The following is a 14,910-nucleotide window of genomic DNA, read 5'->3' as shown; positions in this document are numbered from 1 at the left end:
TCTCACCCGATTTAGTGGGTGAGGGCAGCTCTCATTGACGTTTTTTTACAAAAAATGCGCGATTTGAAGCAAATTAAGCGCTTTCTTGAAAGAAACGTGACTGCCATCAAACATTAAGCAGGCTATTTATTTTACTCTTCGTAAAAATTAAAGGGGTGCTTTAGACACCCTGATTCGCAAAGGCTTACTCCCCCCTTTGTAACGCCAATAAACGCGAGAAAAAGCAGTAAAAAGCACTATTACTCAGGAGCTCACTCAACTATGTTTAAGAACGCATTTGCAAACCTGCAAAAGGTCGGTAAATCGCTAATGCTACCGGTATCCGTATTACCCATCGCAGGTATTCTGCTGGGTGTCGGTTCCGCGAATTTTAGCTGGCTACCAACGGTAGTCTCTCACGTAATGGCAGAAGCGGGCGGTTCCGTTTTTGCTAATATGGCATTGATCTTTGCTATTGGCGTTGCACTTGGCTTTACCAACAACGACGGTGTATCCGCGTTGGCAGCCGTTGTTGCTTACGGCATCATGGTGAAAACCATGGCGGTGGTAGCACCACTGGTCTTGCATTTGCCAGCAGAAGAAATTGCTGCCAAGCATTTAGCTGACACCGGGGTGTTAGGCGGGATCATTGCAGGTGCGATAGCAGCCTACATGTTTAACCGCTTCTACCGTATTCAGTTACCTGAATATCTGGGCTTCTTCGCCGGTAAACGCTTTGTGCCGATTATCTCTGGTTTCACAGCGATCTTCGTTGGCGTGATTCTGTCCTTCGTGTGGCCGCCAGTGGGTACTGCTATCCAGACTTTCTCCCAGTGGGCAGCTTATCAAAACTCCGTAGTCGCCTTTGGTATCTACGGTGTGGTAGAACGTGCGTTGGTTCCATTCGGTCTGCACCATATCTGGAACGTACCATTCCAAATGCAAATTGGTGAATACACCAACGCAGCGGGTCAGGTATTCCACGGTGACATTCCACGTTATATGGCGGGTGACCCAACTGCGGGTAAACTGTCTGGTGGCTTCCTGTTTAAAATGTATGGTCTGCCAGCAGCCGCAATCGCTATTTGGCATTCTGCTAAACCGGAAAACCGGGCAAAAGTGGGCGGGATCATGATCTCCGCAGCACTGACCTCATTCCTGACTGGTATCACCGAGCCAATCGAATTCTCCTTCATGTTCGTGGCGCCAATCTTGTATGTTATTCATGCAATTCTGGCAGGCCTGGCCTTCCCAATCTGTATCCTGCTTGGGATGCGTGACGGGACTAGTTTCTCCCACGGTCTGATTGACTTCGTGGTATTGAGTGGTAACAGCAGCCGCATCTGGTTGTTCCCTCTGGTGGGTATCTGCTACGGTCTGGTGTACTACACCATCTTCCGTGTACTTATCGCTAAACTGGATCTGAAAACACCGGGTCGTGAAGAAACTTCTACTGAGCAAACTGTACAGGGTGGTACTGAAATGTCAGCAGCATTGGTAGCAGCATTTGGTGGTAAAGAAAACATCACTAATCTGGATGCATGTATCACCCGTCTGCGTGTCAGCGTGGCTGATGTGTCCAAGGTTGACCAGGCTGGTCTGAAGAAATTGGGTGCTGCGGGCGTTGTCGTCGCAGGCTCAGGTGTTCAGGCTATCTTCGGGACGAAATCAGATAACCTGAAAACAGATATGGACGAGTACATTCGTAACCATTAATTCAGGTGTGGGGAGTGCAAAGGGGAGGCGAAAGCCTCCCTTTTTTTGTCTCAAGAAAGGCTGCTTCTCATGGTTTCATCGCTATTCAGGCTCTAGCCAGGTGGTCTGGAAATCAAACCAACCTAAATTATTCAAGTGTGCCCCTTGGGCTTGTTCGGGGGCTTTTAGGCGCATCCAGTGATGGAATAACGGCTGTAACCAGCCATTGGCTATGATTTCTCGGATCAATTGCTCGCTACCCAGGGATTGGTTGCGCCAATCATGCAGATAGCTCTGTAAATCAGCATCATCACCACCAGTGATGGATTGACGCAGCAACTGGGAGCCCAATAGCCATGCGCCAACATTCCACTCTTCAGGAACGGCAAAGTTCACTGTGCCCAACCACAAATCGGCCTTAGCCTCGCCTTTGGCCCAAGAGGTGTAATCCAGCTCGATAATATCCAACTTAATGCCCTGAGCAGCGAGAATATGAGTCATTTCAGTCACCAACATCGGGTATTCAGGATGCTGGGCATGATAAGCCAGTGTTAATACCGGCATATCCTCTGATTCTGTCGCGATATCATTTGAAAAAGGAGCACAGTCTTCCCCAGCATCAATACCATGAAACCATGTGGGCAGAACACTGTTTGCGGGCACCCAGAAGGGGCGAATGGGTTCAATCAGACTCTGGATAAGATGATAAGGATTGAGCGTTTTCCGCAACCAACGGCGCTGTTTAATATCGTGCCAGTGCGGTGAGCGGCTATCGCATAGCAAAAAATACCCACCGCGTTCCAGAAACATCTCTTGTGTTGAGTCTGATGGCTTACCGGTCAGGCTGGCAGCTTTCCCAGAAACATAATCAATATCACTGATGCTGGAACTGAGCCAGGTGGCACTTTGTATATTCGCCATGCTCAACTGCTCTGATAGCACGGCGGGCGTGTCAGAGGGCGGGCGCGCTAAATCCGGGAAGATAAGCACCTCAACCTCATCCAGCAAGCCCCGAAAACCAAAATAATGGTCAAAGGATTTCATCTGCAAGTGCCAGTTATCATTTTCAGCCACTCGATAAGGCCCGGTTCCCACAGGGCGAGAGGCAAAATCTGGCTGCGTGGCATGATTTTCCGGCAGAATAAGTGCGCTGTGATGGGCGAGTAACAGGGGAAGGCGTGGGTCCGGTTGGCTAAGTTCAATAACCACACTGAGTGGCCCGCGCGCACTGATTTTTTGAATATGTGAAAACAGCGGCAAAGTTGCACTGCGGGTTAATGAACTGACGACATCGCGGCTGGACAATTCTCGACCATCATGAAATTGCACCGCCGGGCGTAAATAAAAGCGCCAATGCAATGGGTCGAGCATTCGCCATTTGTGAGCTAAATCGGTGGTGACTTCACCGTGCTCCTCATTTACTCGGGTCAGGCCATTAAAAATTTGCCGGACTAAGTGCAGCTCAGAGCGGCGTAGTGCTGTACCGGGGTAAAGATTTGTCATGGTGCGGTAGTAGGGGATGCGCAGAGCTTGATAGTCATCGCGTATCCGATACCCCAGTTTAGCCCGCAACAAGGGGGTAATGAGCTGTTTATCTTCGCCCAATAGGGCAATGGCTTCATTAAAACCACCGGAATCTAATAACTGTTCCGCTTTTTCAATTAAAAGCTGATGAGTGTTCCGCAATAGTTGTAAATATGACCGGCGGCCACGACCTGCCTCTGCTTGCCATTTCAACCAGCCAGCCTGTTGCATCTGAACCAGTAATGTCCGCATGTGGCGCTTGGTACAGCTGAGTTTATCCGCAAGCTCTTGCAGTGTAATCTCAACCGGCTGTACCCCAACCTGATTCAATAAGCGTAAGTATTGTTGTTCAAGGCGTCGGCTGACCATAAAAGAGGAACCTAATTGAGTCTAACTCAGCAGTTTTATATATCATCTTTTTAGCCGATAATTTTCACTACAGCAAGCGTTTGTGTCTCAGCACTTTTTATCGGAAAAGGCCGCAGACAGAACGCTATGATTATTTGAGGAAAGAAGATGACTCGTTACTTAAACAAAGATACCCAAGTGTGTATTTCTCTCGCCGCCAGACCCAGCAACTTTGGCACTCGTTTTCATAATTTTTTGTACGATGCTATGGATCTCGATTGCCTGTATAAAGCCTTTACCACCACAGATCTGGCTGCGGCAATTGGCGGTGTGCGGGCATTGGGGTTCCGAGGTTGTGCTATTTCAATGCCGTTTAAAGAGGCGGTTATCCCAATGGTAGATGAGTTGGATGCCTCTGCCGCAGCAATTAATTCGGTTAATACCTTAGTGAATACTCATGGTTATCTGAAAGCGTACAACACCGACTATATCGCCATCGCAAAATTGCTGGAACGTTATCAGGTGCCTACAGATAAAGTATTTGCATTGCGAGGCAGTGGTGGGATGGCGAAAGCCGTGGCTTTTGCACTAAAAAATGCCGGTTTTAAGCAGGGTTTTATTATTGCGACGAACGAAATAACCGGTAAAAAATTAGCTGAACAATCCGGTTATACTTATCAGCCTGATATGCAGGGCATTGAAGCCGATGTATTAATCAATGCCACCCCTGTGGGGATGTCGGGGGGGAAAGAGGCTGATAACATGGCGTTTACTGAGGCTGAGGTTGAACATGCCGGGGTGATTTTTGATGTGGTGGCACTGCCGGCGATGACCCCGTTGATAAACTACGCCAAAGCACAAGGAAAAACGGTTATTACTGGCGCTGAAGTCTTTGCTATTCAGGCGGTTGAGCAATTTGTGCTGTATACCGGTATTCGTCCAGAGCAGGCTTTGTTTGAAAAAGCAGCGGCTTATGCCCGCGCTCAATGATTGAGGTTGAAATCAATAGAAATTGTCGCTCATACTACGCATTCCTCATTTTTATCATGATCAAGGAAATGCGTAATGGCCGAAGAAACGATTTTCAGCAAAATTATCCGCCGTGAAATCCCTGCCGACGTGGTCTACCAGGATGAACTGGTGACCGCGTTTCGTGATATCGCCCCGCAAGCACCAACTCATATTTTAATCATTCCTAACATTCTTATTCCAACTGTGAATGATGTCACAGCAGAACATGAAGCAACATTGGGTCGAATGATCACTGTGGCTGCTAAACTTGCAGAGCAGGAAGGCATTGCTGAAGATGGCTATCGTCTGATCATCAACTGCAATCGTCATGCCGGGCAGGTGGTTTACCATATTCACATGCATCTGGTCGGTGGCCGTGAGTTGGGCTCGTTGCTGTCACATAAATAGCTTGAAGTATGACAGGACTATAACTGAGGTAAGCCTATGCGCCCTGTGAAGGCGTTTTTATTGCCGGTGATAACGTTTGCGGCTATCGCGACATTGCTGGGATGCAGCAGTCCGCAAGGGATTGCAGTAAATAAGCAGCAAACCGTGGTAATGGATTCGTCTGTATTAACGGCGGGTGTTTTGGCTTCTCAACCGACCGTTTCTGCATCCTCGGGTAATAATGTGGCGCGCTCGGTGATTACCAATAGCCAGAAAAAACCGATAAAAATAAACTACCGCTTTTATTGGTATGATGCGCAAGGTTTGGATGTGCCACCTCTGGAGGCACCGCGCGCTATTGTCATTGCACCAAATGATGATGTGGATATTCAATCAGTTAATAATAATTTTAATGCGCGCAGCGCGCGTCTTTATTTATTCTTATAACAGCTCGGTTCTTATCATCGCGCTATTGGAGTGGGACAATGAAAAGGTATTTATCTGTCGCTCTGGCGGCACTTGTGCTGACGGGGTGTATCACTCAGCCACCTGTTGAGCCAACCACACCACCCGTGACCATCGAACCTGTCACGCCACCGGTTCCTGAAACGCCACCACCGGTAGATAACGTACCGCCGCCGCCAAAGATGGAGCAATCTATTGATTGGGCCGCCAGTGTCGAGCCTTTGGTGGCACAAATGGTCAACAGCAACGATGTGGCAAACGGCAGTATATTGTTACTCGACAGCGTTAAAAATAATACTAATGGCAGGTTACCAACGGCGAAAGCCACCTCGGCACTGCACCAAGTGCTGTCATCAAACAAAAAGTTTGTGTTGATCTCGCCACAGCAATTGGCGGTTGCCAAGCAAACATTGGGGTTATCAGAAGAAGATAGCCTTGGCTCACGCAGTAAGGCCATTGGTCTGGCTCGCTATGTCAGCGCCCAATATGTGCTCTACAGTGATGTGAGTGGTGATGTGAAGTCACCCACTATTGAAATGCAGTTGATGCAAACACAAACCGGCGAAATTATCTGGTCAGGTAATGGCCCAGTTAAGCGCTGATCCTTCTCTGTATGCGCTTATTGAAAGGATAAAACCGTCGGTGGATATTACCCCTGACGGTTTTATTCATGCAGATTGGCATATTAGCCCGGTATCTGGCCTGACGGGTGAAAGTTGGCGTATTTCTTACCCATCAAACACGACTGCAAGTATTAACTGGCTGGCGCGTGAACAATCGGTTCAGAAAACTCAACTGGGAGTGGACCGGCGGCGGGAGCGCAAGTTGTTGCGACATGTGGCTGGCCATCATTTGGCACCCGCTATTATCGCCGCAGATCAACACTGGTTAGTGGTCAATTGGCTCGGAGGTGACGTTGTCACTAACGCGCAATTCATTGAATTATCGAATAATGGTCAACTGGCAGAACTATTGACCCGCTTGCATCATCTGCCCGCCAGCGGTTATCGTCTGGATTTACGCGCTCAACTTATCCGTTATGCCCGGCAGATTGATAGCAAACGCCTTTCACCACATTGGCTACGGTTGCATCAGCATTTTCTGCGTAGACCACTGCCGCAAACGCTGAAACTGGCACCCCTACATATGGATATTCACCCCGGCAATCTTTTGACGACCCCCTCCGGGCTGAAATTGATTGACTGGGAATATGCGGCTGATGGCGATGTTGCTCTTGATATTGCTGCGCTATTTCGTGGCAATAGTTGGTCAGCGCCGCAGCAACAGGCTTTTTTACAGCACTATTGTGCTAATGAGCAGGGTTATCATGATATTGAACGGTTATCCCGCCAGATACAACGCTGGGAGCCGTGGGTTGATTACCTGATGTTGATGTGGTTTGAGGTGCGCTGGCAGCAGACTGGAAACACTGAGTTTTTGCAATGGGTAGCCCCATTGCGTCGGCGTTTTAATTTATCATTTTGATTGTATTGAAAGAGAGGTTGTCGTGGGGCCAGTGATGTTAGACGTTGCCAGCTATGAGCTGGATGCAGAAGAACGTGAGATTTTAAAGCACCCGCTGGTGGGCGGCCTGATTTTATTCAGCCGTAATTTTCATGATGCCGAGCAATTACGTGAATTAGTCCGTCAGGTAAGGGCTGCGTCCCATGAACGTCTGGTGGTGGCGGTCGATCAGGAAGGAGGCCGGGTACAGCGTTTTCGTGATGGTTTTACCCGCTTACCTGCGGCTCAGTCGTTCGCGGCGATCAATGATGCAGCCACTGCGGCGCAGTTAGCACAAGATGCGGGCTGGCTGATGGCGGCCGAAATGATATCAATGGATATCGATATTAGTTTTGCGCCAGTACTGGATATTGGCCATGTTAGCGCGGCTATCGGTGAGCGTTCATTCCACAGTGACCCGCAACAAGCACTGAAAATGGCAGAGTGTTTTATTCGTGGGATGCACAGCGCGGGTATGAAAACCACCGGTAAGCACTTCCCCGGGCATGGGGCGGTAACGGCAGATTCGCATAAAGAGACGCCTCGGGATAATCGACCACTGGCAGAAATCCGCACACATGATATGGTTATATTTCGCGAACTGATTGCCCGGCGATTACTGGATGCCATTATGCCTGCTCATGTGATTTATACTGAAGCTGATGCGCGTCCAGCCAGTGGTTCGTCTTACTGGCTCCAAACCATATTGCGCCAAGAGTTAGGGTTCGATGGCATCATTTTCTCTGATGACTTGTCGATGGAAGGGGCGGCCATCATGGGGAGTTATGCCGAGCGAGGGCAAGCCTCTTTGGATGCGGGCTGCGATATGATTTTGGTGTGTAATAACCGTCAGGGCGCGGTAAGTGTGTTGGATAACCTGTCTCCAGTCAAAGCAGACCAACTGGCACGCCTGTATCATTCTGGGCAGTTTGATCGTCAGGCGTTGATGGCATCACCGCGTTGGCAACAGGCGAATAAGGCATTAACGGCACTCAGCGAACGTTGGGATGCACATAAATCGCGAGGATAAATATGATCGTCTACCTACATGGTTTTGATTCCAACAGCCCTGGCAATCACGAGAAAGTTCTGCAACTGCAATTCATTGATCCGGATGTGCGTTTTATCAGTTACAGCACGTTGCATCCTCGCCATGATATGCAGCATTTATTGAAAGAAGTGGATAAGGCTATTCAGCAGGGTGGTGATACCAAATCACTGATTTGCGGTGTAGGGTTAGGGGGCTTTTGGGCCGAACGGATTGGTTTCCTGTGCGGTATCCGTCAGGTTGCCTTCAACCCCAATCTTTATCCGCAAGACAATATGAGCGGTAAAATTGACCGGCCAGAAGAGTATGTTGATATTGCCAGTAAATGTATCAGTGATTTCCGCGAGAAAAACCGCGATCGCTGTTTAGTCGTATTGTCGCGCAATGATGAAATGCTCGATAGCAAGCGCACTGCTGGTGATTTGCATCCTTATTACGAAATTGTCTGGGATGAGAAGCAAGGTCACAAGTTTAAAGATCTTTCACCTCATCTGCAGCGGATCAAAGCATTTAAAATACTGGGATAAATAATCGAATTAACCGAATTTTTGTTAACGACTGGTTAATTGTGATGCCCGCTGTTCTGTGTAATTTGGCTTGAAAAAAGCACTTCGCCGGCTTTTTTCTGGCCATTTTCATGACAAAAAATGGCAAAACTGACCTTTATCTCCCACCCAATAAAAAAAATATAAACTGTGACTAAACGCTAACTATTTGAAACCTATTCTAGAAAAAATCCTCCTGCTGGTACTTTAATCAAAAAAAGTTGATATATATCAATTTTGGTATGACCAAATAACCCTGCATGATATTCTGACTCCAGTTTATTGAATTGGTATCTTCGAACCCTATGTTATCTAAGGATATTATTCATTTACCCTTAGCTAACAATTGGTTCACATTTAGGGGGTCATTTTGACAACGCCGAAGAAAAAAATCGTTATTATTGGTGGTGGTGCTGGCGGCCTTGAGCTGGCAACCAGTCTGGGTCATAAATTGGGGCGCAGCAAAAAAGCCGAAATTGTTTTGGTGGATCGTAACCACAGCCATCTGTGGAAACCTTTGCTCCATGAAGTGGCTACCGGCTCTCTGGATGATGGTGTTGATGCATTGAGCTACCTGGCTCATGCGCGCAACCATTATTTCAATTTCCAGTTGGGGTCGTTAACGGATATTAACCGTGAAACCAAAACGGTCTGCCTGGCTGAGATTTGCGATGAACACGGTGATGTGCTGGTAACAAAACGTGAATTATCCTATGACATATTAGTGGTCGCTCTGGGCAGTACGTCGAATGACTTCGGCACTCCGGGCGTGAAGGATCACTGCATCTTCCTCGATAACCCGCATCAGGCCCACCGCTTCCATAATGAAATGCTTAACCTGTTCCTGAAGTATTCAGCGCAACCGGGTGAGAAAGGCAAAGTTAATATCGCAATTGTTGGTGGTGGTGCCACCGGTGTGGAGCTGTCGGCTGAGCTGCATAACGCGGTAAAACAATTACATAGCTATGGTTTCGAAGGCCTGGATAACCAGGCACTGAATGTCACGCTGGTTGAAGCAGGTGAACGTATCCTGCCAGCATTGCCGCCACGCATCTCGGCGGCGGCACATCAGGAACTGATTAAACTGGGTGTGCGTGTATTGACCAAAACAATGGTTACCAGCGCTGATGAAAAGGGTCTGAATACCAAAGATGGCGAGTTTATTAATGCTGATCTGATGGTATGGGCGGCAGGTATTAAAGCGCCGGACTTTATGAAAGATATTGCCGGCCTGGAAACCAACCGTATTAACCAACTGGTGGTTGAGCCGACGCTGCAAACGACCCGTGATCCCAACATTTTTGCGATTGGTGACTGTGCTTCTTGTCCACAGCCAAGTGGTGGTTTTGTGCCGCCGCGCGCGCAATCTGCACATCAGATGGCCAGCCGCTGTTATAGCAATATTTTAGCATTGCTCAATGAGCAACCACTGAAGCCATACATTTATAAAGATCATGGTTCTCTGGTGTCGCTGTCGAAGTTTAGTACAGTCGGTAGCTTGATGGGTAACCTGATGCGCGGTTCTATGATGGTGGAAGGGCGTGTTGCCCGTGTTGTTTACATCTCGTTGTATCGTATGCATCAAGTAGCATTGCATGGCTATACTAAAACTGGCCTGATGATGCTGGTGGGCGGGATTAACCGGGTAATACGCCCGCGCCTTAAGTTGCACTAATTCTCCTATCTAAAAACCGCTGCCAGTTAATGATGGCGGCGGTTTTTTTACGCTAATGTAGCGCACGTTTTGCTAAAGCCATTCGCACGTAATGCCAAATTTTCAGCATAAAATTCTGCAGCAATAAATCACCGCAGTCAGATTCCTCCTAAACACATTCATTCACACCTATTATCTGGGTGTTTCGTCCATTTATCTTATTGCTAGGTTGAAGCACATTGTGCAGACTTCTTCGTAGAAACACACGGCGAGTCACGCACGCCGTATTTCGGACATCAACGGACTATCCGCGATACCGAAAGCTGTCGGATTTTCATTGGCGAATATGAAACTCTGGGGCAGAAGATGCGTGGTAACACTTTCAGGAGGATTTCCTGTGAACAAATCAATGTTAGCAGGTGTGGGTATCGGTATTGCGGCCGCTCTGGGAATTGCCGCTGTCGCGAGTATGAATGTATTCTCCGGCGCACCGCAATATGCACAAGTTCTTGCTGCGACACCTATAAAAGAGACGATTAAAACGCCTCGTAAGGAATGTCGTAATGTGACCGTAACTCACCGTAAACCGGTGCAGGATGAGAATCAAATTGCGGGTTCAGTATTGGGCGCTGTTGCTGGTGGGGTTCTGGGCCATCAGGTAGGCGGCGGCCGTGGTAAAGATATCGCGACTGTGGCTGGTGCACTGGCCGGTGGTTACGCAGGTAATCGTGTCCAAAGTAATATGCAGGATAACGATACCTATACGACCACCCAACAACGTTGCCAAACTGTTTACGATAAGTCACAGAAAATGTTGGGATATGACGTAACCTACAAAATTGGTGATCAGCAGGGGAAAATTCGCATGGATCGTGATCCAGGCACGCAGATTCCAATCGATAAAAATGGTCAACTGATACTGAACGACCGAGCATAATACAAAATTTGTTGTCCAAGACCTTGTATCAAGAACCCGCGGTTTAGTGTTAATTCTGATCGTTTAACGTGTTTTATAAGCGAGTGGCATTAACATTGGCGCGGGTTTCTCACATCTGAAACCCGCGTCATCAATGACTTAAGCTACACGATGCTGCGCAAATGCGGCCAGCAATTCACTGATAAACTTCAATCGCTGCGCACGGTCACTAAGATCCTGCATAAATTTCAGTTTGGTTGGCCCTTCCAGTCGGAATATCTGCGGTTGGCGTTGCAGCAAACCAATCAGATAAACCGGGTCGACTTTGTTCTTCTCACCAAATTCGATAAAGCCACCGCGTTCATTACCCTCAATACGTTTGATACCCAGTTTCTGAGCGTGTTGGCGCAACTCAGCGGTGTGGAGCAGATAACGGGCCGCATCCGGCAGTTTACCAAAGCGATCAATAAGTTCGACTTTCAATTCATCGAGTTCAGATTCATTGCGAGCACTGGCAATGCGCTTATAGAACGAAAGCCGGACATTCACATCTGGAATAAAGTCCTCTGGCAGCAATACCGGCATACGCATTTCAATTTCGGTCTGATTGCTGGTCAAGTCTTCCAGTGATGGCTCTCTACCTTCCTTCAGCGCATCAACCGCGCTTTCCAGTAGCTCCATATATAGCGAGAAACCGATGGTGGTCATCTGGCCACTTTGGTCCTCGCCTAATAGCTCACCGGCACCACGAATCTCAAGGTCATGCGTTGCCAGGGCAAAGCCCGCACCGAGATCTTCTAGCGACGCGATAGCTTCCAGGCGTTTTTTGGCATCGGTGGTCATTGCTTTCGGATTTGGCGTCAGTAAGTAAGCATAGGCTTGATGGTGGGAGCGCCCGACCCGACCGCGCAACTGGTGCAACTGTGCCAGACCAAAATGATCGGCGCGTTCGATGATAATGGTATTGGCGCTAGGAATATCAATCCCCGTTTCGATAATGGTGGTGCAAACCAATACGTTAAAACGCTGATGATGGAAATCATTCATCACTCGCTCCAGATCCCGCTCACGCATCTGCCCGTGACCAATGGCAATGCGCGCTTCTGGCACTAGCTCAGCAAGCCGCTGAGTGGCTTTCTCGATATTTTCCACATCGTTATAGAGATAATAAACCTGCCCACCACGCAGAATTTCGCGCAGAATCGCTTCTCGTACCACTAAGCTATCGTACTCACGCACGAAAGTTTTCACCGCCAGACGGCGTGCAGGTGGCGTCGCAATAATCGATAAATCGCGCATGCCGCTCATTGCCATATTCAGTGTGCGCGGGATAGGTGTGGCGGTAAGTGTCAGAATATCGACATCGGCGCGCATCGCTTTGATACGCTCTTTATGACGTACACCGAAGCGATGTTCCTCATCGACAATCAACAGGCCGAGGTCTTTCCAGCGCAGGTCACTTTGCAGCAATTTATGGGTGCCGATAATAATATCGACTTTGCCTTCAGCGGCTTGTTCCAAAATCACTTGTTGCTCTTTGGCACTGCGGAAGCGCGACATCATTTCAATTCGCACCGGCCAGGTGGCAAAGCGGTCGCGGAAGTTGTCGAAATGTTGTTGAGCGAGCAGGGTGGTCGGCACCAATACGGCAACTTGCTTATTATTAGCAACAGCCAGGAAGGCTGCCCGCATCGCCACTTCGGTTTTACCGAAACCAACATCACCACACACCAGTCGGTCCATGGCCAGCGGTCGGCACATATCGCTGAGTACTGCATTAATGGCCTGTTCCTGATCCGGAGTGGTTTCGAACGGGAAACTTTGGCAGAACAGCTGATATTGTTCGCGGTCGAACTTGAATTTAAAGCCAGATTTGGCAGCACGCTGTGCGTAGATATCCAGCAGTTCAGCCGCCACATCACGCACTTTCTCGGCGGCTTTCTGCCGCGCGCGGCTCCAGGCATCGCCTCCTAGCTTATGCAGCGGTGCATTTTCGTCAGCACCGCCGGAATAGCGACTGATAAGATGCAGTGATGAAACGGGCACATACAGCTTATCTTCACCGGCATAGGTCAATATCAGGTATTCAGCTTTAATGCCGCCAGCTTCTAATGTGGTGAGACCAAGATAGCGGCCCACACCGTGCTCCAGATGAACCACGGGTTGACCGGGGCGCAATTCCGCCAGATTGCGGATCAACGTATCGGTATTAATGGTGCGGCGATTATCCTGGCGACGGCGGTTCACGCGCTCGCCTAGTAAGTCACTTTCGCAAATCAGCGCTAATTGCTTATCGGTATCGAGGAAGCCTCGCTCTGAAGCACCAATCATCAAATAGTGACCAGGTGCGCGGGCCTGAGATAGCTCAGTTATCAGGGTTGGGCTGATTTTTATCCGTGCCAGCAGATCTTGCAGAGTTTCGCGTCGTCCTTCACTTTCCACCGAAAACACAACGCTACCGTTGAATGATTCAATAAAGCGTCGCAGATTATCTAATGGCGCTTTTTGCTGTGCCTGTACGGTTAAATCGGGCAGCGGCTGATAGTGTAAGTTGGTATTGGCGGTTTTAGTCGGTAATTCTTCGGTCTTGAACTGAACCCGCGGCCACTCTTTTAACTCACTGAAAAGTGAATCAACCCGTAGCCATAATGTTTCCGGGGCCAACAATGGGCGCATTGGATCAATACGACGGCTTTCATAACGTTGGTTAACATCTTGCCAGAAGCGCTCCGCTGAGCTTTCCAGCGAGCCGGTGTTAATCAATAAGGTATTCTCAGGCAAATAGCTAAACAGTGTCGGCAGTGGCTGGCTGAAGAATAGCGGTTGCCAGTATTCAATTCCGGCAGGCCAGATGCCTTTGCTCACTTGCTGGTAAATATGTTCTGCATCGCGGCGCACTTCGAATTGTTCACGCCATTGGCTGCGGAATAATTCAATGGCGTTTTTATCTATCGGGAATTCATGGGCGGGCAGTAAGTTTATTTGCTCAACTTCGGACAGGGTGCGCTGCGTATCCACATCAAATACGCGCAAGCTATCAATATCATCATCAAAGAAGTCAATACGATAAGGCTCTTCACTGCCCATTGGATACAGATCAAGCAAGGCTCCACGGGTGGCAAACTCACCGTGCTCCATGACCTGATCAACACTGCGATATCCAGCTTGCTCAAGCTGAGCACGTAATTTATCTCGTGACAGGTGCTGGCCTTTTTTCATCACCAGCGCATGACCATGCAGGAATTCGTGCGGGCAAACTCGTTGCATCAGAGTATTAATCGGGAGAATAATAACGCCGCGTTCCATTGTCGGAAGGTGGTACAGACAAGAAAGGCGAGCCGAAATAATATCCTGATGGGGTGAGAAACTGTCGTAAGGCAGTGTTTCCCAGTCGGACAGAGTATTCACCGGACGGGGGGAAAATTGCTGAATCTCATCACGCAGTCGCAGCGCCGTTTGCATATCCGGGGTAATTAGCATTACCGGGCCATCATGGCGCTCAATGATTTCTGCACACTCGACGGCGCAAGCGGAACCAGTCAACTGGCCTAACTGGCGGGTGTCGCCACGGCGCGTCGGCAATGAATAACGATGTTGTTGGGACATAAGCAGTTAAACAGTCTCTTTATCAGGACGAAATTATCTCGGCGGATATCCTAGCACGCGAACAGGTATATACCCGTCATACTTCAAGCTGCATGTGCGTTGGCTGCGCTCATCACCCGAATCACTTACTTATGTAAGCTCATCGGGACTCTCTCGCTTGCCGCCTTCCTGCAACTCGAATTATTTAGGGTATAGCCACAGATTAGCGCTTTGATTTGGAATAAAAGCC

Annotated in this window: 12 protein-coding genes; 10 read left to right on the top strand and 2 right to left on the bottom strand. The window is 48.7% G+C overall.

Translation table 11 applies throughout. The features are described from left to right. Nucleotides 1-261 precede the first annotated feature (261 nt). The gene (ptsG, locus tag FTB31_RS02335; RefSeq protein ID WP_050078798.1) at nt 262-1,695 is read left to right on the top strand and encodes a PTS glucose transporter subunit IIBC; all 1,434 of its coding nucleotides are present in this window, start codon (nt 262-264) and stop codon (nt 1,693-1,695) included. An 81-nt stretch (nt 1,696-1,776) separates the two neighbouring features. Here the strand turns inward: ptsG and FTB31_RS02330 are convergent, their stop codons facing one another. Then, nucleotides 1,777-3,567, bottom strand: a complete 1,791-nt coding sequence (locus FTB31_RS02330) for an SgrR family transcriptional regulator (RefSeq protein WP_227731063.1) — start codon at nt 3,565-3,567, stop codon at nt 1,777-1,779. Nucleotides 3,568-3,714: 147 nt separating this feature from the next. Between FTB31_RS02330 and FTB31_RS02325 the strand changes: the two genes are divergently transcribed. The 9 genes from FTB31_RS02325 (at nt 3,715) to FTB31_RS02285 (ending at nt 11,096) form a co-directional block, all read left to right on the top strand. Next, a complete protein-coding gene (locus FTB31_RS02325) occupies nt 3,715-4,536 on the top strand; it encodes a shikimate 5-dehydrogenase (RefSeq protein WP_227731062.1) in 822 nt (273 codons plus the stop codon). Nucleotides 4,537-4,611: 75 nt separating this feature from the next. Continuing rightward, nucleotides 4,612-4,965 (top strand): purine nucleoside phosphoramidase, encoded by a 354-nt coding sequence (gene hinT / locus FTB31_RS02320; protein ID WP_004873877.1) that lies wholly within the window; start codon nt 4,612-4,614, stop codon nt 4,963-4,965. Nucleotides 4,966-5,001: 36 nt separating this feature from the next. Beyond that, nucleotides 5,002-5,391: a YcfL family protein gene (locus FTB31_RS02315; RefSeq protein ID WP_077294809.1), complete on the top strand. Its 390-nt coding sequence runs from the start codon at nt 5,002-5,004 to the stop codon at nt 5,389-5,391. A gap of 38 nt (nt 5,392-5,429) precedes the next feature. Beyond that, entirely contained in the window at nt 5,430-6,011 is a 582-nt protein-coding gene (gene lpoB, locus FTB31_RS02310) for a penicillin-binding protein activator LpoB (RefSeq protein WP_019079789.1), read from the top strand. Continuing rightward, nucleotides 5,992-6,894, top strand: coding sequence for a thiamine kinase (gene thiK / locus FTB31_RS02305; RefSeq protein WP_227731061.1), 903 nt, complete (start codon nt 5,992-5,994; stop codon nt 6,892-6,894). Before lpoB ends, thiK begins: the two co-directional genes overlap by 20 nt. A 22-nt stretch (nt 6,895-6,916) precedes the next feature. Further along, a complete protein-coding gene (gene nagZ, locus FTB31_RS02300) occupies nt 6,917-7,942 on the top strand; it encodes a beta-N-acetylhexosaminidase (protein ID WP_077294803.1) in 1,026 nt (341 codons plus the stop codon). Nucleotides 7,943-7,944: 2 nt separating this feature from the next. After that, complete coding sequence (ycfP, locus tag FTB31_RS02295) at nt 7,945-8,487, top strand: alpha/beta hydrolase YcfP (protein WP_050078804.1); 543 nt, start codon at nt 7,945-7,947, stop codon at nt 8,485-8,487. Nucleotides 8,488-8,875: 388 nt separating this feature from the next. After that, complete coding sequence (locus tag FTB31_RS02290) at nt 8,876-10,180, top strand: NAD(P)/FAD-dependent oxidoreductase (RefSeq protein ID WP_005170669.1); 1,305 nt, start codon at nt 8,876-8,878, stop codon at nt 10,178-10,180. Between the two features lie 376 nt (nt 10,181-10,556). Next, the gene (locus FTB31_RS02285; RefSeq protein ID WP_050078806.1) at nt 10,557-11,096 is read left to right on the top strand and encodes a glycine zipper 2TM domain-containing protein; all 540 of its coding nucleotides are present in this window, start codon (nt 10,557-10,559) and stop codon (nt 11,094-11,096) included. A 138-nt stretch (nt 11,097-11,234) separates the two neighbouring features. On the opposite strand, the gene mfd is transcribed toward FTB31_RS02285, so the two are convergent. Next, nucleotides 11,235-14,681, bottom strand: a complete 3,447-nt coding sequence (mfd, locus tag FTB31_RS02280; protein WP_227719682.1) for a transcription-repair coupling factor — start codon at nt 14,679-14,681, stop codon at nt 11,235-11,237. Nucleotides 14,682-14,910 lie beyond the last annotated feature (229 nt).

The organism is Yersinia proxima, assembly GCF_902170785.1.
Taxonomy (GTDB): domain Bacteria; phylum Pseudomonadota; class Gammaproteobacteria; order Enterobacterales; family Enterobacteriaceae; genus Yersinia; species Yersinia proxima.
This window is presented reverse-complemented; position numbering and strand designations above follow the sequence as displayed.

What these genes read in the sequence shown, in the direction of transcription:
- FTB31_RS02325 (WP_227731062.1), top strand. Translation starts at nt 3,715, where the DNA reads ATGACTCGTTACTTAAACAAAGATACCCAAGTGTGTATTTCTCTCGCC.
- FTB31_RS02330 (WP_227731063.1), bottom strand. Translation starts at nt 3,567, where the DNA reads ATGGTCAGCCGACGCCTTGAACAACAATACTTACGCTTATTGAATCAG.
- ptsG (WP_050078798.1), top strand. Translation starts at nt 262, where the DNA reads ATGTTTAAGAACGCATTTGCAAACCTGCAAAAGGTCGGTAAATCGCTA.
- lpoB (WP_019079789.1), top strand. Translation starts at nt 5,430, where the DNA reads ATGAAAAGGTATTTATCTGTCGCTCTGGCGGCACTTGTGCTGACGGGG.
- FTB31_RS02315 (WP_077294809.1), top strand. Translation starts at nt 5,002, where the DNA reads ATGCGCCCTGTGAAGGCGTTTTTATTGCCGGTGATAACGTTTGCGGCT.
- ycfP (WP_050078804.1), top strand. Translation starts at nt 7,945, where the DNA reads ATGATCGTCTACCTACATGGTTTTGATTCCAACAGCCCTGGCAATCAC.
- thiK (WP_227731061.1), top strand. Translation starts at nt 5,992, where the DNA reads ATGGCCCAGTTAAGCGCTGATCCTTCTCTGTATGCGCTTATTGAAAGG.
- hinT (WP_004873877.1), top strand. Translation starts at nt 4,612, where the DNA reads ATGGCCGAAGAAACGATTTTCAGCAAAATTATCCGCCGTGAAATCCCT.
- mfd (WP_227719682.1), bottom strand. Translation starts at nt 14,681, where the DNA reads ATGTCCCAACAACATCGTTATTCATTGCCGACGCGCCGTGGCGACACC.